Genomic DNA, 20913 nt, shown 5'->3' on the forward strand with positions numbered 1-20913 from the left:
CTTCCGTCCCGGGACGGGGGCGGACGACCACGTTCCGGCGTGAGCAACGGAGAGGGACGCATGCGGGGAAGGGGCGAGCCCGCCGACGCGGACGGCGGGGGCGGGGGCGGGGTCCGCGAGGTGAAGTCCGCCGCGAGGACCGTCCAGGTGCTGGAGATCCTCGCCAACGGCGGCTCCGAACAGGTACGGCTGCGGGAGCTCTCCGAAAAAACCGGTGTGCCCCGCTCCAGCCTCTACGCCCTGCTCCAGACCCTGGTGGCCTGTGGCTGGGTCCGCACCGATGCCACCAACTCCTTCTACAGCATCGGCATCCGCGCGCTGCTCACCGGCACCCGGTACCTGGACACCGACGCCCGGCTCGGCCTGGCCGGTCCCGTCCTTGACCGGCTCGCGGAGGAACTGGGCGAGACCACCCACTTCGCCCGGCTGGACGGCCCCGACATCGTGTACCTGGCCACCCGCGAGTCCCGCCACTACCTGCGTCCCTTCAGCCGGGTGGGACGGCGTCTGCCCGCACAGGCCTCGGCCCTCGGCAAGGCGCTGCTGGCCGAGCAGCCCCCCGCGTACCTCGAACGGGAACTGCCCCCGGTCCTCCCCTCGTACACCGCCCGGACCATCTCCGACCACGCCGCCCTGCGGGAACACCTCGACGCCGTCCGCAAGCGCGGCTACGCGATCGACGACGAGGAGCACATCGAGGGCGTGGTGTGCTTCGGCTTCGCCCTGCGCTACAGCAGTCCGGCCGAGGACGCCATCAGCTGCTCCGTGCCCACCGTCCGGCTGAGCGAGGAACACCGGGAGCGCATCGTGGCCGCGATGTTCCAGGCCAGGGAGGAACTGGAGCGGGCGCATCTGCGGTGACCGGCACCGCGGATGACGCACCGTGACCTTTCAGCCCGCCGTACGGGGCTCCGGTAGCGCGGGCACCGGTGTGACGAGCGTGCCCTCCGTCATGAACTGGTGCAGGTTGCGGAAGGTCAGTTCCCCCATCTCCTGGCGCGTCTCCTCGGTGGCGCTGGCGATGTGCGGGAGCAGTACGACGTTGTCCAACTCCAGCAGGGCCGGCGGTACCTCGGGCTCATGGGCGAAGACGTCCAGGGCGGCGCCCGCAATCCCGCCGTTCACCAGGGCGGACACCAGGGCCGGTTCGTCGATGACGCTTCCCCGTGAGACGTTGACCAGGTAGCCCCGGGGCCCGAGCGCGTCGAGCACGTCCGCCGAGATCAGACCCTGGGTGGCGCCGCCTCCGGAGACCGCCACGACCAGCACGTCGCATTCCGCCGCGAGCGCGGCGGGCGAGGACATGTAGGCGTAGTCCACGTCCGCGGCGGGGGTGCGCGAGTGATAGAGGAGTTCGACGCCGAAGCCTTCGAGCCGCCGGGCGATGGCGCGGCCGATCCGGCCGAGCCCGAGGATGCCCACGCGTTTTCCGCTCACCTTGGCCGACAGCGGGAAGGCGGCCGAGGTCCACGCGCCGCGGCGGACGAAACGGTCGGCGGCCGACAGTCGGCGCATCACATCGATCAGCGCGCCGACGGCGAGGTCGGCGACGCAGTCGGTGAGCACGTCCGGGGTGTTGCTGACGTCGATGCCGCGCGCCCGGGCCCGGGCCACGTCGGTGGTCTCGTAGCCGACTCCGAAGTGGACGATCGCGCCGAGCGCGGGCAGGGCGTCCATCAGTTCGTCGGGCATGCCGATCCGGGCGCTGGTCACGGCGGCCACCACCTCGCCGCCGTGGTCCCGCAGATAGCCGTCGGGATCGGGCAGTTCGGCCAGCCGCACGGTGTGGTGGTGTGCGGCCAGTGCGGTTTCCAGGGTCGGCAGCAGTGCGCAGACCTGGAGGACGGTGCCGCGGTGCGCTGTTCCGGTCATGCCGCTCCCCCTGCCGGGCGGGGACGGCGGGGGCTGGGTGTCGTGCGGGGCATGGGTGTCACTCCCGTTGTCGTGGAATCGCCGGGAGGCTCGCTCAACCGGCGCCTTTTGTCAGATGTCTTGACGCTTCTGCAGGTCGCGTTTAGCTTCAGCGTCTACAAATGTAAACCGGGTACGCAAGTATAGACAGCCACTTGGCGGTCGCGTCTCCGGAGTCAACACGTCAGCACCATCGGAGATACGCCGACGATGAAGCCCTCCGTACCCTTCACCCCACGCCCGCGACCACGCCGGGCACACCGACTCAGCAGCCTGGTGATCGCGGGCATGACGCTGCTGACCAGCGCGTGCGCCGTGGCGAACAGTGACTCCGCAGGCGATGCGGGCAGCGCGGACGGCCGCACCCTGCGGGTGGTCCTCACCCAGGAACCCCCGACGCTGGAGCCCTGCGAGTCCTCGCTGACCGCGACCGGCGTCGTCGTCCGTTCCAACATCACCGAACCACTGGTTGAACGGGAGCCCTCCTCGGGCAAGTTGGAACCGCTGCTGGCGACCGGCTGGCGGCAGACGAAGCCCACGATGTGGACCTTCGACATCCGTTCGGGCGTGACCTTCCAGAACGGCCGGCCGTTCACGGCCGAGGACGCCGCCTTCTCCATCGACCGCGCCGTCAACTCCGATCTCGCCTGCAATGTGGACGGCTATGTCTTCGGCGACGAGAAGCTCACGGTGCGTGCCGTCAGCCCCACCCGACTGACCGTCACCACCGAGAAGACCGACCCCATCCTCCCGCTGCGGCTCAGCTTCGTCGAGATCGTGCCGCGGACCACCAGCACCAAGGCCAAGGTGCGCATACCGATCGGGACCGGGCCCTACGCCGTCACGTCCTGGCAGACCGGGGTCTCGATCTCCCTCGCCCGCAACGCGAAGTACTGGGGCAAGGCGCCCGCCTACCCGCGGGCCCGGTACGTCTGGCGCAGCGACGCCAGTGTCCGCGCCGCCATGATCGAAAAGGGCGAGGCCGACATCGCGACGTCGCTGGACCCCATGGACGCCACCGGGGGCAACACCGTCGCCTACCCCAACAACGAGACGACCGCCCTGCGGCTGGACGGCCGCGAGGCACCCCTGAACGACGTCCGGGTGCGCAGGGCGATCGGCATGGCCATCGACCGCAAGGGCATCGTCGAGGCCCTGCTCGGCGGACTGGCCAAGCCCGCCGCGCAACTCGTCCCGCCCGGTGTGGTCGGCCACAACGACGACCTCACCCCCACCCCGTACGACGTGGCCGCGGCCCGTGCGCTGGTGAAGCGGGCGGCGGCCGACGGTGTCCCGGTCCACCGGCGGATCACCCTCGTCGCGCGCAACGGCCAGTTCGCCGGAATCGCCGAGGTGGCCGAGGCCCTGCAGTACGAGATGTCGAAGGTGGGGTTGAACGTGAGGATTCGTATGGCGGACACCGCGACCCATCTCCAGTACCAACTGCGCCCGCTTCCCCGCGGCGTCGGGCCGGTGGCGCTGCTGATCATGCACGGCAACCAGGCCGGGGACGCGGCCTTCACCACCAGCCAGTACCTGCTGAGCGAGGGCCCGCAGTCCACCTTCGGCACCTCGGAGCTGGACCGGCGCATCGCCACGGCGGACACCCGTTCCGGGAAGGACCGGCAGAAGGCGTTCGCCTCGGTGCTCGCCTACCAGAACACCGAGGTCGCGCAGTACGCCTACCTGGCCCATATGCGCGGACTGCTCGGCCTGTCGCCGTCCGTGCGGTACCGGCCCAACTCCGCGACCGGGGACGAGATGCGACTGTCCGAGGTCGCGCCCACGAAGGCGGGGAAGCACTGATATGGCGTCCTTCCTGCGCAAGCGCATCATCTCCAGCGCGATCCCCCTGGTCTTCGTGGTGCTGGGCGTGTTCTGCCTGGCCCGTATGACCGGCAACCCCGTCGACCTCTATCTGCCGCTGAGCGCCACCGCCCAGCAGCGCGCGGACTTCTCCGCCGCCCACGGCTTCGACGACTCCGTTCCGGTACAGCTCTGGGACTACCTCGCCAATGCCGCGCACCTGGACTTCGGCACCTCGCTGCGTACCGGGGAGTCGGCCGGTTCGATGGTGCTCAAGGCGTTCCCCGTCACCCTCCAACTCGCGGGGGTGACCATGCTGCTGGCGATCCTGGGCGCGCTCGTGGTCGGATCCCTCGCCGCCTACCGGCCCAACTCGCTTGTCGACCGGATCGCCGGTCTGCTGTCGATGACCGCGGCCAGCATCCCCGACTTCTGGTTCGCGATCATGGGGGTGCTGGTCTTCGGAGTGAGCCTGGACCTGCTGCCGACCTCCGGCACGCTCGGCGGCCCCGAGATCTGGGTGCTGCCCATCGCCACCTTGCTGATCCGCCCGTTCGGCGTGCTGGTCCAGGTGGTCCGCGGGAGCATGGTCGGCGCGTTGTCCGCGCCGTACGTCAAGGTCGCCCGCAGCAAGGGGGCCGACGCCAGGCGCGTGGTGTTCGGGCACGCCCTGCGCAACTCCGTCACCCCCGTGCTGACCGTCGGCGGTGACCTCGCCGTCGGTCTGGTCAACGGCGCGGTGGTGGTGGAGACCATCTTCGGCTGGCCCGGTATCGGCAAGCTCATGATCGACTCGATTCTGCAACGCGACTTCGCGGTGTTGCAGGCCGCAGTCCTGCTGACCGCGGTGACGATCTTCGCGCTGAACATCCTCGTCGACGTCTGCCACGCCCTGATCGACCCCCGAGTACGCCAGGCGGTGCCGGCGTGAGCGAAAGGCCCACCATGACCGATACCGCACCCCGACCCGCCGATACGGCCGCCCCGCCGCGAACCCGTCCGCCCCGCTGGTGGCTGCTGCTCGGCAGGGACCGGGCCGCGGCCGTCGCCGCCGTCATCCTCACCCTGGTGTTCCTCGTCGCGATCTTCGGCCGGCTGTTCATCGGCGACCACGCCGTACGACAGGACCTGCTCGCCTCGCTGCGCCCGCCCTCCCTCGACCACGGCTTCTACGGGCTGCTCGGCACGGACGTGCTGGGGCGCAGCGTGCTGGCCCGGCTGGTGGACGCCGCCGGGACGACGCTGTCCGTCGCGGTGCCCGCGGTGCTGTGCTCGCTGCTGATCGGCTCCGCGCTGGGGATGTGGGCCGGGTATCACGGCGGGATGCGCGAGAACGTCGCGATGCGCGTCGCCGATGTCATCCTCAGCTTCCCCTCCCTGCTGATCGCGGTGGTCGTGCTGTACGTGTTCTCGCCCAGCGCACTGAACATCGTGCTGATCCTGGCCGTGGCGCGCATCCCGGTCTATCTGCGCACCGCTCGCGCGGAGTCGGCCGAGCTCAGGAGCCGTCTGTTCGTCGACGCGGCCCGCACCTTCGGCACGCCCGCCCGGCACATCATCGTCCGCCACATCCTGCCGATCGCGCTGCCGACGCTGCTGACCGTGGCCACGCTCGACTTCTGCTTCGTGATGCTGACCGAGTCCAGCCTGAGCTTCCTCGGCATCGGCATCCAGCCCCCCGATGTGAGCTGGGGGCTGATGGTGGCCCAGGGACGCCAGTACCTCCAGACGGCCTGGTGGATCGCGGTGCTGCCGGGAGTCGCGATCGTGCTCACCACGGTGTCGGCCACCGTCCTCGCCGCCTGGGTACGCCTGGCCACCGACCCCGCCCAGCGCTGGCGTCTGACCCTGCCCAGGAAACGGCGCGGCAACCGAGCCGTTGTTCCCCCGGAGATGATCGCGTGAAGTCGTCCACCCTGCCCGCGCCCGCCGCGACCGGCCGTCCGGCGCTCGAAGTCGAGGGGCTCTGCGTCGATCTGCGCACCCCGTCCGGGACCGTACGCGCCGTGGACGGCGTCGGCTTCAGCGTGCGCCGGGGGCGCACCCTGGCGCTGCTGGGCGAATCGGGCTGCGGGAAGTCGATGACCGCGCTGTCCATCGTCGGGCTGCTCGACCCGATGGCCGAGGTGACGAACGGATCCGTACGGGTGTCCGGAACCGATGTGCTGACGTTGGGCGAGGCGGGGCGGCGGAAGCTCGCCGGGCCTGTGCTGTCGATCGTCTTCCAGGACGCGCTGACCGCGCTCAACCCGGTGCAGCCGGTCGGCAGGCAGCTCGCCGAGCCGTTCCGCATCCACCGCGGGCTGTCCCGGCGCCGGGCCGCGGAGGAGGCGGTGGAGCTGATGCGCCGTGTCGGCATCCCCGAGCCGCGGCTGCGGGCCCGTTCGTATCCGCACCAGTTCTCCGGCGGAATGCGTCAACGTCTGCTGATCGCGATGGCCGTCGCCCTGGACCCCGATGTGCTGATCGCCGACGAGCCCACGACCGCGCTCGACGTGACCGTGCAGGCGCAGATCATGCGGCTGCTGCGGGACCTGCAGACCGAGCGGGACATGGCGCTGGTGCTCATCACCCACGACCTGGCGGTGGTCGCCCAACGGGCGGACGACGTGGTGGTGATGTACGCGGGCAACGTGGTCGAAACCGGCCCGGTGGCGGAGGTGTTCGCCCGCCCCCGCCATCCCTACACCAAGGCGTTGCTGGACTCCGTACCCGAACACGCCGTCCGGGGACGCCCGTTGCCCTCCGTACCGGGGAGTCCGCCCGAGCTCAGCGCGATCCCGTCCGGCTGTGTCTTCCAGGCCAGGTGTCCGATGGCCCGGGACATCTGCGTCCGGGAGCGCCCCCGGCCGGTGTCCGCCGGGGCCGCGCGGACGGCCGCCTGCCACTTCTCCGAGGAGCTCGACCGTGCCTGAGACCCCTCTCTCCGACGCCACCGCCGCGCATCCGCGGGCCGGGGCGCCGGCCACCGCCCCGCCGCTGCTCGAGGTCAGCGGGGTGACCAAGTCCTTCGGTCACGGGCGCCGGCGCCTGACCGCGCTGGACGGAGTCGACGTCACCCTCCGCCGCGGGGAAACCCTTGGTCTGGTGGGTGAGTCCGGGTGCGGCAAGTCGACCCTGGCCCGCGTGATTCTCGGGCTGGAGCGGCCGGACTCGGGAACCGTACGCTTCGACGGCACCGATCCGTTCGCCCTCAAGGGCAGGGAGCTGTTGGCCTGGCGGCGCCGGGTGCAGATGGTGTTCCAGGACCCGTTCGCCTCGCTCAACGCCCGGATGTCCGCGGCCGACCTCATCGGCGAGCCGTGGCGCACCCACCGCGACATCGTGCCCACGGCGGGGGACCGGGACCGGCGGGTGCGCGAGCTGTTGTCGCTCGTCGGGCTGCGGGAGAGCGACGCCGACCGCTATCCGAACGAGTTCTCCGGCGGGCAGCGGCAGCGTATCGGCATCGCCCGCGCGCTGGCCCTCGACCCCGACCTCATCGTGTGCGACGAGCCGGTGTCCGCCCTGGACCTGTCGGTGCAGGCCCAAGTGCTCAATGTGCTCTCGGAGTTGCGCGAGCGGCTGGGTGTCTCCTACGTCTTCATCTCCCACGACCTGTCGGTGGTCAAGTACCTCGCCGACCGGGTGACGGTGATGTACCTGGGCAAGGTCATCGAACACGGCCACACCGAGGACGTCTTCGACCGGCCGGTGCACCCCTACACCGCCGCTCTGATGTCGGCCGCGCCCACCCTCCGCACGTCCGGGGCGGCGCACGGCGAGGAGATCCAACTGCGTGGGGAGATCCCCTCCCCGTTCGACATCCCGTCGGGCTGCCGGTTCCGGACCCGCTGCTGGAAGAGCGAGGAGCGGTGCGCCGAGCACGCGCCCCCGGTCGTCACCCGCGACACCGCGGCGGGCAGCGGGCAGGAGCCGCACCAGGCACTGTGCCACTTCCCGCTGGACGCCGAGCCCGCGGAGGAATGAGCCCGCCGTAACTCGTACTGCTCTTCGTCACCGTGGCGGTCGGGGCGCTGTTCCAGGTGTCCATCGGCTTCGGACTCGGCCTGTCGGCCGCCCCGGTGATCGCCATCGTCGACCCATCGCTCACCCCGGTGGTGGTGGTGGTGCTGCTCGCCATCGGGGTCACCGCCACGGTGCTGATGCTGGACGGCGGACACGCGGACCTGCGGGGCGCGGGATGGGCGCTGGTAGGCCTCACCACCTGGGGCGGGCCATCCCTCGGGACGGGGCCGGCGGAACTGTGCGGACGAGCCTCCCACATGGTGGGGGGCGTCCGGTGCACGTCGGGAACTCAGCCGCCGTAACTCTGCTTCTCAGGGGCTCAGCCGCCGTAGCGCTGTTTCAGCGTGTCCTCCAGCAACCGTATGGAGTCCCGGGGTTCGAGCGCCTCGTTGGCCAGCCGGTCCAGGGCGAGCCGGTACTCCTCCGTCTCGTCGCGGTCCTCCAGGAAGTTGGCGCTCTTGATGTGCTCCAGGTACACCACGTCCGGCAGGTCGAGGCCGCCGAAGCGGAGATAGGTGATCGGGATGGACGGAGCCGAGGCGGCCGTCACGTCCAGCGGCACGATCTGCACCGTCACGTTCGGGCGCTGGGCCCTCTCGATCAGATGCCTGAGCTGCTCCCGCATCACCTCGCGGCTGCCGAGGATGCGCAGCAGGACCGACTCGTCGAGGACCGCCCACAGTTGCGGCGCGTCCGTCCGCTCCAGCAACTGCGCCCTGCGGGTGCGCAGTTCGACCCGGCGCCGTACCTCGCTCGCCGCCGCCGAGGGCAGACCCCGCGCCACCACCGCCTGGGTGTAGTCCGCGGTCTGCAGCAGGCCCGGCACGTACTGGATCTCGAAGGTACGGATCGCGGCAGCGGCCTCCTGCAGGCCCACCAGCCGGTCGAACCACTCGGGCATCAACCGCTTGTCGTAGCGCTGCCACCAGCCTGGTTCACCGGCGCGCTGGAGCAGCTTGAGGAGCATCGACGCCTCGTAGTCGTCGGTGCTGTACAGCTCCAGCAGTGCGCGGACGTCGTTCTCCGCCGGGGGCCGCCGGCCCTTGCCCGACTCGATGCGCGACAGTTTCGCCGGACTGAACCTGAGGGCCCGCGCCGCCTGCTCCTGGGTGAGGTCGGCATCTTCGCGGAAACCCGCCAGCTGCACGCCGACCAGCATCTTCAGCAGAGTGGGAGCCGGCTCGGGCCGGTCCAGGTACGGCTGCAGGCGGGAGATGCGAGGTGACTCGGGGGGCATCCTGACTCCCAGTAAACCGGCACAGAGACGACTCAGACTATCGCACTGCGTAGTGTCGCATCGCATCCCCCCACGTCCGCAAGGGAGTTGACCTTTCCCTCACAGGAGATGGTCGAACTCGCCCTCCTTCGCTCCGGCGACGAACGCAGCCACCTCGGCCGGCGTGTAGACGAGGGCGGGCCCGTCGGGATCACGGGAGTTGCGCAGCGCTATACCCCCTTCGACCAGCGTGGCCACTTCGACGCAGTTGCCCTCGGCGTTGCTGTGTCGGCTCTTGATCCAGCAGGCGTCCAGCGAACTCGCCCGCACTCCGTTCCGCACTGGTGCCACCACAGTCTCCTTGGTGTTCACATTCCTCGCCGGGCACTGTGCCCGGCCGCCCCGGACGGGACAGGCCGGGTTCCCCCGGCCCCGTCCGTCCCACCTGTCTTTCGTGCAATTTCTCGTGCAATTGCACGCGGACGCTGTCTGCGTGGATAATAGCTACGGCGTCAACCCCTGTGGTGGCGCCCCGTCTTGATGTCGCATCAGGGAGACGCCGTGTCAGCAGCTGCGAACCCCGTGCTCCGGCAGCCGGGTCGGGCTGCGCCCGGCGCGGGTGGAGCGTCCCTGGCCGGCGACCCCTCGCCGCAGCCGCGCACAGCTCGATCCCCTGAGCGACCGGCCCCGAGGCCGGCCCTCCCGAGTGGCGTCCCCTGCTCCGCCGCCCTGCGCATCAGGCGCAGTGCTGAAGGATTCGCCCTGGCCCGGGCCTTCACCCGGGCCACCCTGGGCCATTGGTCGCTCGACCACCGGAGCGACGACGCCGCTCTCGTGATCACTGAACTCGCCGCCAACGCAGTGGTGCACGCGCTGCCCGGTGCCTCCGCGACCGAGGCGGAGATCTGGCTGGGGATCCTGTGGGGTCCCGCCCATGTGCTGCTCACCGTCTCCGACTCCGGTGACCACCCGCCCGAGTTCACAGCCGCCGACCATTCCGGTCTGCCGGAGAACGGCCGGGGCCTGTTCATCGTCGACGCCCTTGCCGAGGAATGGGGCTGGACCCCGAAGTCCCCGGCCGGCAAGACCGTCTGGGCCAGGCTGTCGACCTGTCCTCCTCCCACCCCCACATGACCGCCGCGGAAAGGCCCCACGCCATGCGCACCGCTCCGACACAGAGACAGAGCACCGAGCGCACCCACCACCACCAGCCGCCGAGCGGGGTGGCCACGACCACGCCCCTGACGGCCCTGGACCGGGTGCCATGGCGCGAGATCCAGGACTCCACCGGCTGCGCGGCCGCCGTCCCCCTGCTTCTCACCACCGTGGCCTGCGGAGACCCCGAGACCGCCCGGGCGGCCCTCGCTGATCTGCGCACCCGTGTCTGTCAGTACGGCTTCGTGGTGGAACAGGCGACGGCCGCCACGGTCCCCTTCCTGTGGGAACTCGCCCAACTGCCCCACGTGACCTGCCGCGCGGAGATCATCCAGCTGCTCAAGAGCATCGCCGACGCCCGCCAGTGGGAGAACACGGCCGCCGTCTACCCCAAGCTGCTCAACCACCGTGAGAACCACGTCGTGTGGGAGCGCAAGGCACGGCAGGCCGTCCGGGACCGGCGCGGCGCCCTGCGGGAACTGATGGCCGAAGAGGACGCCGACATCGCCCGAGCGACCACGGAACTCGCCCGCGCCCTCGGCGAGTAGCGGCAACGGACGCGTCCGCACGCCTCGGTCGGCGCACTCGGCGCCCGGCTCTCCAGCACGCAGCGGCAGCAGGTCGCCTGACGGCGTACGCCGGCGCGGACACCGGGCAAGAAGTAATGGAATTGCGCCAATTGTGCGCCGGGGAGCACCGGAAGTGAATGGTCCGCCGTCCATCGGGCATACGCGGTGAAAACTCGAGAGAGGGGCGCTACGTGCTCGTTCCGGACCCGAAGGTCGTCAGGAAGCTGCTGACTCGCTACGCATCGCTGCGGATCGCTCAGGCGGAGAGGGAGAGGGAGGCGACGGCACGTGAACTGGAGGACGTCACCTACACGCTCTGCGTGATGATGGCGACCACCGACATCCACGAGGCGGTCGCCAGGGCGGACGCTTTGCTCCTTGCCGCCGGGGGCACGGCATCCACCCCGACGGACAGGGGCGGGGAGGACGGGCTGCAGCTCGCCGTGTGAGGCGTGCCGTCCCGGGGCCGCCGCGGAAGGGGCCGGTCAGCGCCGCGGCCCCGGGACGGCGACGGTCCTCGCGTGGAACGCGGCGCGGTACGCCTGGAGCGTGGTGCCGACCACCGGGCGGAACCGTTCGCCAAGTTCCTGCTGACCCCGCATGTCCTGGCCGCCGTCGTCGCCGTCGGACCCGTCACCGTCGCGGCCGGGCCGGGGCCTGGCACGCGCACGCTTCACACGGTGGCGTCAAGACCTCCACCGGAATTCGCCTTCCTGTGGGTGGGGGCGCTTACACTCGGCAGTCGTGCCCGTACTGATGGGCGTAACACGAAAGGCGTGTTGACGGGTGTTCCAGGATTCCCCCATCTACGACCGACTCGTCGCGGAACGCGGCGACGTCCCCACTCAGACACGCAGGGAGGCCGAGCGCGTGACCAGGGAACTGGAGTACGTCATGCGCCCGCAGCAGTCCTTCGGCCCCGGCCCCGGCCTGCCCCCCGACCGCCCGGCCTCCCAGGGCGCGGGATGGCAGCGAGCCGCCCTGCCCGGCCCGCGCCCCTACTGACCAGGCCTCACCTCACCTCCTTGTCGGCACCGTCGGCCGCGGCCCGCCGCTGCGGATCGGGCCGGGCCAGCCACTCGGCGACGCTCCGGGCGATCGGCTGACCGGTGTCCACCTCGACGAAGCCGAACTGCCCCGACTGGTTGCACTCCAGAAACCACCAGGTGCCGTCCGCGTCCTCGGCGAAGTCGAACGCGCCGTACGCCAGTTCCGCGCCCTCCATGTACGCCCGCACGGCGGCTGCGACGCGCGGCGGGACGTCGGCGGGGCACCAGGACAAGGTGTTCACCGCGAAGCGGACGTCGACCTCGTCCGGGTCCGCGTCGTCCCTGATCGCCTTGCGGGCGGCCAGTATCCGGTCGCCCACCACGGTGAGGCGGATGTCGGCCCGCTTGGCGACGCGCCGCTGTAACAGCGTCGGGCCGTAGGCCACCGCGGAGAAGTCGGTGTCCGGAGCGACCCGGCTGGTCGGCACCGCGCGGGGCGGATCCTGCGGATGGGCGCCGGAGACCGGCTTGACCACCAGATCCGGGTAGCGCGCCGCGAACTCCCGGGCCGCCTGCGGGAACGTCGTGATGAGCGTGGCCGGCACCGGCAGGCCCGAACGCTGGGCGAGCCGCAGCTGCCAGGGCTTGTGCCGGGCCCGCCGGGCCGCGTCGGGATGGTTCATCCAGAATGCGTCGCTGCCGCGCAGCATGCCGTAGAGCGCCTGGGACGCCTCCTCGGTCAGCCAGGAGGAGGGCGCGGCTGCGCGCGCGCCCGGTGTTCCCGGCCTGCGCACCCAGATGGAGCGCAGGCCGTCGATGCTCACCAGGCGTCCCGCGGCCGACAGATGGCCGCGGAACGCGCCGTGAACGTACTCGCCGGACAGCGCGACCCCGCCGGTCAGATCGGCGGGGTCGAGCCGGACCACCGGAACCCCGGACGCGTTGAGGTGCACGACCACCATGTCGGCGGTGACGTCCTCTTCGCTGGTCAGAATCAACACGGTCATGGTCTCGGGCCCGTGTTCAGTCGTCGAAGTGCGTCTTGGAGCCAGCGGTGGAGGTCGTGGTCCCCAGTTCCCTCATCAGGCCGTGGTCACAGGCGGCGATCCGCCCGTCGAAGAGCACGTTCAACTGCAGTCCGGAGTCGTAAGCGTACAAAATCGTGACTTCCAACTCCCCTGCCGGACGTGCGTAGTTGAGCGCGAACGGTTGCATCGTCTCTCCCTCACCGGTGCTGCTCGATCGAACGACGGCCGCCCCCGCGGCCCCCTTGGTCCGCCGCCTTCTCGGGCTTTCCAGAGACTTATACGAATCGAACGGGTGATTGGTTTCCTTACGGAGCGTAGTCATGGCCGCGGGAGGCCTCCGGCGCGTGTCCGCCGGAGGGTGCGCGCAGGCTGCGCAGTGCGAGCAGCAGTACGCCGATGTCGTCCAGGTACACCGGATCGGGCAGCAGGTCCGTCGGCAGCACGAAGTACGCCAGGGCGCCCCAGAAGACCCAGCGCGGGCCGGTGGGAAGTCCCGCCCGCCGCAGCGTGCGCCGGGTCCGCACCAGCCGCACCAGCAGGGCGATCGCGACGGCCAGTACCAGCGCCGCGAGGGTCACGGCGACTACGAGCACGGTGCTGGTCGTGTCCACGGGGGGCCTCCTCGTCCGGGCGGCCCGCGCGGTGCGTCCGCCCCTTGACGGATTCCCGTTCCGGGCGCCGGTATGGCCTGTCGAAAACGTGTCCCACGCGTCGGCCGACGCCTCGCTCAACTGACCCGACGCCGAGGGACGTCGCCGGCGCGGACGAGACGATCCGCGCGGCGTCCGAGTGCCGCACGGTGCAGGGGGAGGCGATCCGTGGCCCAGTGCGGCGCGGTGAGGACGTGACCCGCCTGCCGGCGCTGCCTCAGCGGGCCTTCCACACTCCAAAGACCCACACGTACCAGGTGTTTCCTAGGGTGAGTCCTTCGTCTTCGCACCCTTGAGGCGTTCCAGGGTGCGGGTCAGCTGCTGGAACGGGGACGCGGCGGGGGCGGAAGGCGGGTGCGGGGGCTCGGGGAGGGCGGCCGCGGACTCGCGGTACGCGGTCAGCGCCTCGTGGGCCCGTTCGGCGGCCTCCCGATACAGGTCACGGGACTTCGTCATGGCGTCCAGCGCATCGGAGTACCTGGCGACGAGCGCCCGCTCGCGGGCGAGCTCCTCCTCCAGGTTCAGCAGACGCCACTGCTCCCGTAGCGCGGTCACGGCCTCCTCGGCCCCGTCCGGGAGCGGTCTGTCCGATGCGGTGAACCGCATCAACGCCTCGACCAGGTCCGAGGGCTGCGATCCGTCGAGGAAGACACTGCGCACGGCGAACTCGGCGCCGGCACCGCCGCGGCCGACCGGGCCCGGTGCCGGGGGCAGTACCACAGCGCCGCCCCGCGGCACCTGCACGCCGATCTCCTTCAGGGCCCAGTTCACGGCTCGCAGCTGTTGCGGGGCGGCACGGTGCTCGACCACCCGATGCCGAAGACTCCCGGGAAACAGCTCGGCCAGCGGTTTCCGGCCGCGCTCGTCCGGGGTCATCGCCTCGTGCACGACGACGTGGATGTTCCAGCTGCCGCGCACGGCGTCCCGGAACAGCCGTCGCATGGCCTTGTCGTCCTCGGGGAGGCGGTTGACGTCCCGCAGTCGCAGTCCCGTGGGGATGTCGTGGTCCCACTCGGCGTCCGGAGCGTCGGGCCAGAACACGGTGGCGGGGGAGGGCCACCGCTGGTCCCACGGACGTTCCGCCTCCGCCGTCAGCATCCACTCCGGTCCGGTCTCCGCTTCGGCGACGACCGTGAGCCTGGCCCGTACGGTCACGCCGTCGGGGGCCCTCCAGCGGGCTTCGAAGACCTGCTCCGGGGCGTGCTCGGCCTCGGCCGGTGCCAGGAAGTCGTCGATGGTGCCCGCCTCCTTGAGCCGCCGCAGAGTGCTGCGGACGGTGTCCAGCGGGCTGGGTCCCGTGTGGCGGCCACGGGCCAGCCACACCGTGAGGGGGACGGTCGGACGGACGGCGGGGGAGGTCGGCATGAATCCATCTGGTGGCGGGGGCACGTGCGTCTTTCAGTATCGCCGCCCGCCCGCGCCGACGGTCACCCGGGGTCCCCGGACCGGGTCGGCGGGCGCTCAGCCCGCCTGCGGCGACTTCGTCGCGTCGGCGAGCCGACGGGCCACGTCGGCCGTCTGGCCCGCGGGCGGCGGCTGCACGTCGACCTCCGTGCCGAAGTCGTCGAACCGCAGGGTCGTCGTGCTGGTCACCCGCGTGTCCTTGCGGTCCGTCGGCGTGCTGTCCTTCAGGGGCCGCAGAGTGAGACGCACGGTCTCCTGCCGCAACCGGCCCTGCTGCCCAGGGACGCTTCACACGGGGCGCGCACCGGGCGCCGGGGGTGCGCGGTCACCGCTCCGGAGAGCAGCCGTCCACTCCTGCCCCGACAACGACAGCACCCGCACAATGACTGGTCGAACAGGGTCCGTCCACCATCCGCATCGGGGCGGGCCCTGTTCACCAGGGTGGCCCGCAGGACAGTCAGCACCGTGTCACGGGTCGCGGTCACGGGCCGCGAGACGACGAACGGGGCCCGGGGCGAACCCCCTGGCGCGACGACGAACGGGCCCGGGGGCGAACCCCCGGACCCGTCGCTGTCACCGGTCGGTGCCACTCCGGTTACGCGCCGCTCTCCCTGAGCATGTCCTCACGCTCGACGAGCTTCACGCGCTCGCGGCCCTGCGGCTCGCCCAGCGCCTTCTCCGCGGCGGCCAGCCTGTACCAGCCCTCCCAGGTGGTGAAGCGGACCTCGCGCTCGGCGAGGAACGCTTCCACCGCCTCGGGGGCGGGTGCGGCCGGTGTGTGCAGACGGCCGTTCGCGAAGTCGTCCAGCAGGTTCGACACCGTCTCGTTGGCGTCGCCCTTGGTGTGCCCGATCAGGCCCACCGGACCGCGCCGGATCCAGCCGGTGACGTACATCGACTGCAGGTGCTCACCGCTCTCCTGGATGACCCGGCCGCCCTTGTCCGGGACCGTGCCCGACTCGAGGTCCCAGGGCAGCTTGGGGAGCTTGTCGGAGAGATAGCCGACCGCGCGGTAGACCGCCGTGACGTCCCAGTCCTTGAACTCGCCGGTGCCCTTCACATTTCCGGTGCCGTCCAGGGCGGTGCGCTCGGTGCGCAGGCCGACGACCTCGCCGTCCTCGCCGAGGATCTCGGTCGGCGACTCGAAGAAGTGCAGGAACAGCTTGTGCGGGCGGTTGCCGACGTCGCGGATGGCCCACTTCTCCAGGGTCTTGGCGACCATGTCGGCCTGCTTGTTGCCGCGCCGGGTCTCGATCGAGCCCTCGTCGTAGTCGATGTCCTCGGGGTCGACGATGACCTCGATGTTGGGGGAGTGGTCCAGCTCCCTCAGCTCCATCGGGCTGAACTTCGCCTGTGCCGGGCCACGGCGGCCGAACACGTGGACCTCCATGGCCTTGTTGGCCTTCAGGCCCTCGTACACGTTCGGCGGGATCTCCGTCGGCAGCAGCTCGTCCGCGGTCTTGGCGAGGACGCGTGCCACGTCGAGGGCGACGTTGCCGACGCCGAGGACGGCGACCTTCTCGGCCTCCAGCGGCCAGGTGCGCGGCACGTCCGGGTGGCCGTCGTACCAGGACACGAAGTCGGCGGCACCGTACGAGCCGGCCAGCTCGATCCCCGGAACGGACAGCTCACGGTCGGCCGTCGCGCCCGTGGAGAAGACCACGGCGTCGTAGAACGCGCGCAGGTCGTCCAGGCTGATGTCGGTCGGGTAGTCGACGTTGCCGAAGAGACGGACCTGGGGCTTGTCGAGCACCTGGTGGAGGGCGGTGATGATGCCCTTGATGCGGGGGTGGTCGGGTGCGACGCCGTAACGGATCAGTCCGAACGGGGCCGGCATCCGCTCGAAGAGGTCGATGGACACACCGGGGTCGGTGGCCACCTCGGACTTGAGCAGGGCGTCAGCGGCGTAGATCCCGGCAGGACCCGCTCCGACGATGGCTACCCGCAGGGGGCGAGGCATGATCAGTTCCCTTCGAGCGGCGATAGATCGACTCGACGGGAAGCCTAAGCTGAGGCAAGCCTTAGTTGGTACGAGGGTCCGGTCTATGAGCTCATAAGCCGACGTTATGCCCCCTCGGGTTCTCCCGGGGCCGCCGTACCCCTGCCGTACTGCGCAGAAAGCGGTACGGCAGCCCCGGGCCCCGGTCAGTCGATGTGGTAACTGTCGCCGTACACCTGCCAGTTCAGCGGCGTGTTCAGGCACAGATTGCCGTTGCGCAGGAAGACGCGCTGCTCGGTGTCGACCCGGCTGGTGTTGCTGTGGGCCTCCTCCTGTTTCATGGCCCACACGCGCGCGTCGAGGAAGGCGTTGAGATATGTCACCTCGCCGCCGCCCTGCGCCGGCGGCTTCGCCTTCGCCAGGGCCCGCTTGCGTATGTTGCGGAAGCTGGTGGAGTCGTCGCCGTCACCGTGCATGACGATGGCGTCGTAGTACGCGAACTGCCCCAGTGTCCCGAGCCCGTCCGTCGTGCCCTGCCGTACGGCCGGGTTGAAGTACACGCGGTCGCGCTCGTCGTTCTGCGCCTGCTGGAAGGCCGTGTCCTGTGCGGCCTTGCGCCAGTCCTTGGGGAAGTTCGGGTCGAGGCCCTTGTGCGAGTCGGAGCCGTCGACCGCGCGCAGTGCGGGCAGGTACTTGGCGAGTACGTTGTCGGGCTTGCGGTCGGTGTAGAGCTCGACGAGGTCGAGCATGTCGCTGGTGCCGGAGCAGAATCCGATGATGCCGGCGGTGTAGCCGCGGCCGTCGTTGATGTCCTCGATGTACTTGTACTGCGCCTTCCAGTCGAGCGAGGAGTTCTCCGCGCTCGACACCAGCCGCATGGCGATCTCCTTCTTCGCCGGGTCGTCGAGTCCGACGCAGCTCGCCGCCGCCTCCGTCGCCGAGGCGGGCGAGGGGCGCAGGAGAGGTGCCGCGGCCAGGGAGGCGCCGATCAGGGCGAGGACGGTACGGCGTGAGGTGCCGGAGGGATGCGCGGGCGTGTCGGAGGGATGTGCGGGGACGCTGGACGGGTGTCTCACGGGGGCTCCAAGTGGGGGTGGGGAGTTGGCCGTGTGCGCACACTGATAGGAAGGTTTCCTATCAGAGGTGGGCGACGCTGGACACCCGTTCGGGAGGAGTTCGTGGAGAACGGCGGAAATATGTTCGGTCAGGGCAGTTTCTGCTCAGCCCAGATGACCTTGCCCGTCGCGGTGTACCGGGTGCCCCAGCGCTCGGTGAGCTGGGCGACCAGGAAGAGGCCCCGTCCGCCCTCGTCCGTCATGGCCGCGTACCGCAGATGGGGTGAGGTGCTGCTGCTGTCGAAGACCTCGCAGATCAGGGTGCGGTCGTACAGCACGCGGACGCGGATGGGGTCGCCGCCGTAGCGGATCGCGTTGGTGACGAGCTCGCTCAGGATCAGCTCGGTGGTGAACGTCAGCTCCTCCAGGCCCCATCGGGCCAGCCGACGGCTCACCCAGGCCCGTACCCCGGACACGGCCGCGGGGTCGACCGGCACCTGCCATTCCGCGACCCGGTCGGACGCGAGGGCCCGGGTGCGCGCCACGATCAGCGCGACGTCGTCGATGGGCTTGGCCGGCAAATGGGAGTCGAGGACGGTCCGGCAGGTGTCCTCGGGCGAGGGGCCGGCCCGCTCCAGCGCCTCGCGCAGCAGCTCGAGACCCACGTCGATGTCGTGCTCCCGGTCCTCGACGAGCCCGTCCGTGTAGAGCACCAGCCGACTGCCCTCGGCGAGTTCGAGATCGACCGTCTCGAACGGCAGGCCGCCGAGCCCGAGCGGGGGACTGGCCGGCACGTCCGGGAACTCCACGCTGCCGTCGGGGTGGATCAGGGCGGGCGGCGGATGGCCGGCCCGGGCGACCGTGCACAGCCGGGAGACCGGATCGTAGACGGCGTACAGGCAGGTCGCGCCGGTGACCGGGGCGCTCGTGTCCTCCTCCGTCTCGTCCTGGTCGATACGGGAGACCAACTCGTCCAGGAGGGCGAGCAGTTCCTCGGGCGGGAGGTCCAGCGCGGAGAAGTTGTGCACCGCCGTGCGCAGCCGTCCCATGGTGGCCGCCGCGTGCAGCCCGTGCCCGACGACGTCCCCCACCACCAGCGCCACCCGGGCGCCGGACAGCGGCAGCACGTCGAACCAGTCGCCGCCCACGCCCGCCTGCGCGGGCAGGTACCGGTAGGCGATCTCCAAAGCGTTCTGCTCGGGCAGGGTGCGCGGCAGCAGACTGCGCTGCAGTGCCACCGCCATACTGTGCTCGCGGGTGTAGCGGCGCGCGTTGTCGATGGAGACGGCGGCCCGCGCCACCAGTTCCTCGGCGAGGGCCATCTCCTCCATGTCGAACGGATCGGGCTTCTCCGACCGCCAGAAGCTCACCACCCCCAGCACCAGACTGCCCGCCCGCAGCGGCACCATGATCAGCGAGTGGATGCCGTACTGAACCACCTGGGCGGAGCGTTCGAGGTTCTGTGCCTGCCAGTCCGTCGCCTCACTCAGCCGCGGCTCGACGGTGGGTTGCCCCGTGCCGAGGCCGCGCGTCTGCGGAACCGAGTCGACGATCCGGAACTGCTCGCCCACCGGATACAGCGGCGCGTCCTTGCGGATCCCGCTCATCGCCGTTCGGCGCAGACTCCTCGCCGCTTCCGGCTGGCCACCGCTGAGCACCGAGTCGAACAGGTCCACGGTGGCGAAGTCCGCGAACCGGGGCACGGCCAGCTCCGCCAGTTCCTCGGCGGTACGGGTCACGTCCAGGCTGGTCCCGATGGCCACCCCGGCGTCGTACAGCATGTTGAGGCGCTCCCGGGCCGCCTCCGCCCGGCCGGACAGGGCCCGCAGCTCCGTGGAGTCGCGCAGGGTGGCGACCGTGCCGGGCGGGCCGCCCTGGCTGTCCGTGGTCCGCTGGTTGATCGCCAGCAGCCGGTCCTTGACCAGACGCACCTCGTCGGTGGCGACCCGGCCGGAGGCCAGCAGACCGACCGTGTCGGGCGGGAGGGCGAGGTCGCGCACATGTCGGCCCTCGGCGTCGGCGGGCAGGTCGAGCAGCCGGTGCGCCTCGTCGTTGGCCAGCAGCAGCGTGCCGTCGTCGCCGACGATCAGCACGCCCTCCCGTACGGCATGCAGCACCGCGTCGTGGTGCTCGTACATACGGGTCATCTCGTGCGGGCCCAGGCCGTGCGTCTGGCGCAGCAGACGCCGGCTCACCAGCGCGGTGCCCGCCGTGGCCAGGGCGAGACCGGCCGCGGCGGCGATCAGCACCAGCGGCATCTGCCGGTTGGCGGCCCCGCCGATCTTCGCCGTCGTGATCCCCGCCGACACCAGGCCCACGACCTTGCCGTCGTCCGCCCTGACGGGAACCACGGCCTGCACCAGCGGGCCGAGGGTGCCGTCGATCGACTCGGTGAGGGTGTGCCCGGCCAGCGCCGGGGCGAGGGTGCCGACGAACTTCTTGCCGATACGGTCCGGCTTCGGGTGGGTGTAGCGGACGCCGTCGGTGTTCATGACGACGATGAAGTCGACCTTCGTGGCCCGGCGGGCCGCCTCGGCCCGGGGTTGCAGGACCGCCGAGGGGTCGGGGCCGCTCAGCGCCCCGGCGGTGCCCGGCGCGTTCGCGAACGCCTCGGCGACGGCGATCGAACGGTCGCGGGCCTCGGTGCTGCTGTCGCGCCGGGCCTGCAGCACCAGCGCGGCCACGGCGGCCACGACCAGCAGCAGCACGATCACCACATGCAGGACGAACACCTGTCCGGCGACGCTGCGTCCGCTGAGCGCGGCCCGCAGCCCCGACGCCGGTTCCCGCCGTGTCCTGTCGGCGCCGCGCGGCCCGGCGGGCGGACCACCCGACGTCGGCCGGGCCCGGTGCTCGTGCACCCCAGGGGCGCGGTAGCGCGCATGTCGAGGGCGCTTACCGCTGGGACGACGGGTCGACCGGGCTCCGGATCGACCCAAGAGCCGGGCCATGTGCCATGTCTACACTGCCGCGTCCCGGGAGGCGAGGGGCGTCACACGGCGTGACAGGCCGAGCCCCTGTCACCGGGCCCCTGGGCCGGTCGGCTGGGCCGGTCGGCGACCGGCTGCCCGTATGCCCGCGTGCCCGCGTGCTGTGTCCTGCTCTTCCCGGCTGCCCCGTTTGCGCCGGGTGCGAGCGAGCAGTCGATCTCGCGGTACCGGTGCACGGCGAAAAAGGAGCACT

23 protein-coding genes are annotated in these 20913 nt (G+C 71.0%); 11 read left to right on the plus strand and 12 right to left on the minus strand.

Features of this window, described 5'->3' with window-relative positions; all coding sequences use genetic code 11:
• Positions 1-60 precede the first annotated feature (60 nt).
• Entirely contained in the window at positions 61-861 is an 801-nt protein-coding gene (locus tag M2271_RS01075) for an IclR family transcriptional regulator (RefSeq protein ID WP_280885116.1), read from the plus strand.
• Between the two features lie 30 nt (positions 862-891).
• Here the strand turns inward: M2271_RS01075 and M2271_RS01080 are convergent, their stop codons facing one another.
• The gene (locus tag M2271_RS01080) at positions 892-1872 is read right to left on the minus strand and encodes a 2-hydroxyacid dehydrogenase (protein ID WP_280885117.1); all 981 of its coding nucleotides are present in this window, start codon (positions 1870-1872) and stop codon (positions 892-894) included.
• A gap of 327 nt (positions 1873-2199) precedes the next feature.
• Between M2271_RS01080 and M2271_RS01085 the strand changes: the two genes are divergently transcribed.
• From M2271_RS01085 to M2271_RS01110, 6 genes are read left to right on the plus strand one after another with little or no spacing between them, the layout of a single operon-like run.
• Positions 2200-3717: an ABC transporter substrate-binding protein gene (locus M2271_RS01085; RefSeq protein WP_280885118.1), complete on the plus strand. Its 1518-nt coding sequence runs from the start codon at positions 2200-2202 to the stop codon at positions 3715-3717.
• 1 nt (position 3718) lies between these two features.
• Positions 3719-4648, plus strand: coding sequence for an ABC transporter permease (locus M2271_RS01090; protein ID WP_280885119.1), 930 nt, complete (start codon positions 3719-3721; stop codon positions 4646-4648).
• A 14-nt stretch (positions 4649-4662) separates the two neighbouring features.
• Positions 4663-5622: an ABC transporter permease gene (locus M2271_RS01095; protein WP_280885120.1), complete on the plus strand. Its 960-nt coding sequence runs from the start codon at positions 4663-4665 to the stop codon at positions 5620-5622.
• Positions 5619-6632 (plus strand): ABC transporter ATP-binding protein, encoded by a 1014-nt coding sequence (locus M2271_RS01100; protein WP_280885121.1) that lies wholly within the window; start codon positions 5619-5621, stop codon positions 6630-6632. The genes M2271_RS01095 and M2271_RS01100 overlap by 4 nt, the downstream gene beginning before the upstream one ends.
• Positions 6625-7686, plus strand: a complete 1062-nt coding sequence (locus tag M2271_RS01105; protein WP_280885122.1) for an ABC transporter ATP-binding protein — start codon at positions 6625-6627, stop codon at positions 7684-7686. Before M2271_RS01100 ends, M2271_RS01105 begins: the two co-directional genes overlap by 8 nt.
• Before the next feature lie 32 nt (positions 7687-7718).
• The gene (locus tag M2271_RS01110) at positions 7719-8027 is read left to right on the plus strand and encodes a hypothetical protein (protein WP_280885123.1); all 309 of its coding nucleotides are present in this window, start codon (positions 7719-7721) and stop codon (positions 8025-8027) included.
• Between the two features lie 17 nt (positions 8028-8044).
• Here M2271_RS01110 and M2271_RS01115 read toward each other — a convergent pair whose 3' ends face one another.
• Positions 8045-8962 (minus strand): helix-turn-helix transcriptional regulator, encoded by a 918-nt coding sequence (locus tag M2271_RS01115; RefSeq protein WP_280885124.1) that lies wholly within the window; start codon positions 8960-8962, stop codon positions 8045-8047.
• Between the two features lie 99 nt (positions 8963-9061).
• Positions 9062-9292 (minus strand): DUF397 domain-containing protein, encoded by a 231-nt coding sequence (locus tag M2271_RS01120; RefSeq protein ID WP_280885125.1) that lies wholly within the window; start codon positions 9290-9292, stop codon positions 9062-9064.
• A 186-nt stretch (positions 9293-9478) separates the two neighbouring features.
• Between M2271_RS01120 and M2271_RS01125 the strand changes: the two genes are divergently transcribed.
• The 3 genes from M2271_RS01125 to M2271_RS01135 all read left to right on the plus strand — a co-directional run bounded on the left by M2271_RS01125 (position 9479) and on the right by M2271_RS01135 (position 11114).
• The gene (locus M2271_RS01125; protein WP_280885126.1) at positions 9479-10075 is read left to right on the plus strand and encodes an ATP-binding protein; all 597 of its coding nucleotides are present in this window, start codon (positions 9479-9481) and stop codon (positions 10073-10075) included.
• Between the two features lie 23 nt (positions 10076-10098).
• Positions 10099-10644 carry a hypothetical protein gene (locus tag M2271_RS01130; protein ID WP_280885127.1) on the plus strand — a complete coding sequence of 182 codons (546 nt, stop codon included), beginning with the start codon at positions 10099-10101 and terminating at the stop codon, positions 10642-10644.
• Positions 10645-10856: 212 nt separating this feature from the next.
• The gene (locus tag M2271_RS01135) at positions 10857-11114 is read left to right on the plus strand and encodes a DUF5133 domain-containing protein (RefSeq protein ID WP_280885128.1); all 258 of its coding nucleotides are present in this window, start codon (positions 10857-10859) and stop codon (positions 11112-11114) included.
• Positions 11115-11150: 36 nt separating this feature from the next.
• On the opposite strand, the gene M2271_RS01140 is transcribed toward M2271_RS01135, so the two are convergent.
• Positions 11151-11342 carry a hypothetical protein gene (locus M2271_RS01140; RefSeq protein ID WP_280885130.1) on the minus strand — a complete coding sequence of 64 codons (192 nt, stop codon included), beginning with the start codon at positions 11340-11342 and terminating at the stop codon, positions 11151-11153.
• 109 nt (positions 11343-11451) lie between these two features.
• Between M2271_RS01140 and M2271_RS01145 the strand changes: the two genes are divergently transcribed.
• A complete protein-coding gene (locus tag M2271_RS01145) occupies positions 11452-11670 on the plus strand; it encodes a hypothetical protein (protein ID WP_280885131.1) in 219 nt (72 codons plus the stop codon).
• A gap of 7 nt (positions 11671-11677) precedes the next feature.
• Here M2271_RS01145 and tgmB read toward each other — a convergent pair whose 3' ends face one another.
• The 8 genes from tgmB to M2271_RS01185 form a co-directional block, all read right to left on the minus strand.
• The gene (gene tgmB, locus M2271_RS01150; RefSeq protein ID WP_280885132.1) at positions 11678-12661 is read right to left on the minus strand and encodes an ATP-grasp ribosomal peptide maturase; all 984 of its coding nucleotides are present in this window, start codon (positions 12659-12661) and stop codon (positions 11678-11680) included.
• Between the two features lie 16 nt (positions 12662-12677).
• A complete protein-coding gene (gene tgmA, locus M2271_RS01155) occupies positions 12678-12869 on the minus strand; it encodes a putative ATP-grasp-modified RiPP (RefSeq protein WP_280885133.1) in 192 nt (63 codons plus the stop codon).
• Positions 12870-12987: 118 nt separating this feature from the next.
• Positions 12988-13293, minus strand: coding sequence for a YkvA family protein (locus tag M2271_RS01160; RefSeq protein ID WP_280885134.1), 306 nt, complete (start codon positions 13291-13293; stop codon positions 12988-12990).
• Positions 13294-13596: 303 nt separating this feature from the next.
• The gene (locus M2271_RS01165) at positions 13597-14697 is read right to left on the minus strand and encodes a hypothetical protein (RefSeq protein ID WP_280885135.1); all 1101 of its coding nucleotides are present in this window, start codon (positions 14695-14697) and stop codon (positions 13597-13599) included.
• A gap of 96 nt (positions 14698-14793) precedes the next feature.
• Positions 14794-14985 (minus strand): hypothetical protein, encoded by a 192-nt coding sequence (locus tag M2271_RS01170; RefSeq protein WP_280885136.1) that lies wholly within the window; start codon positions 14983-14985, stop codon positions 14794-14796.
• Positions 14986-15331: 346 nt separating this feature from the next.
• Positions 15332-16696 (minus strand): FAD-dependent oxidoreductase, encoded by a 1365-nt coding sequence (locus M2271_RS01175; RefSeq protein ID WP_280885137.1) that lies wholly within the window; start codon positions 16694-16696, stop codon positions 15332-15334.
• A gap of 185 nt (positions 16697-16881) precedes the next feature.
• A complete protein-coding gene (locus M2271_RS01180) occupies positions 16882-17751 on the minus strand; it encodes a chitosanase (RefSeq protein WP_280885138.1) in 870 nt (289 codons plus the stop codon).
• A 128-nt stretch (positions 17752-17879) separates the two neighbouring features.
• Entirely contained in the window at positions 17880-20681 is a 2802-nt protein-coding gene (locus M2271_RS01185) for a SpoIIE family protein phosphatase/ATP-binding protein (RefSeq protein WP_280885139.1), read from the minus strand.
• Positions 20682-20913: the final 232 nt, after the last annotated feature.

Origin of the sequence: Streptomyces sp. LBL (assembly GCF_029893585.1) — a bacterium.
In the GTDB taxonomy this organism is placed as follows: Bacteria; Actinomycetota; Actinomycetes; order Streptomycetales; family Streptomycetaceae; genus Streptomyces.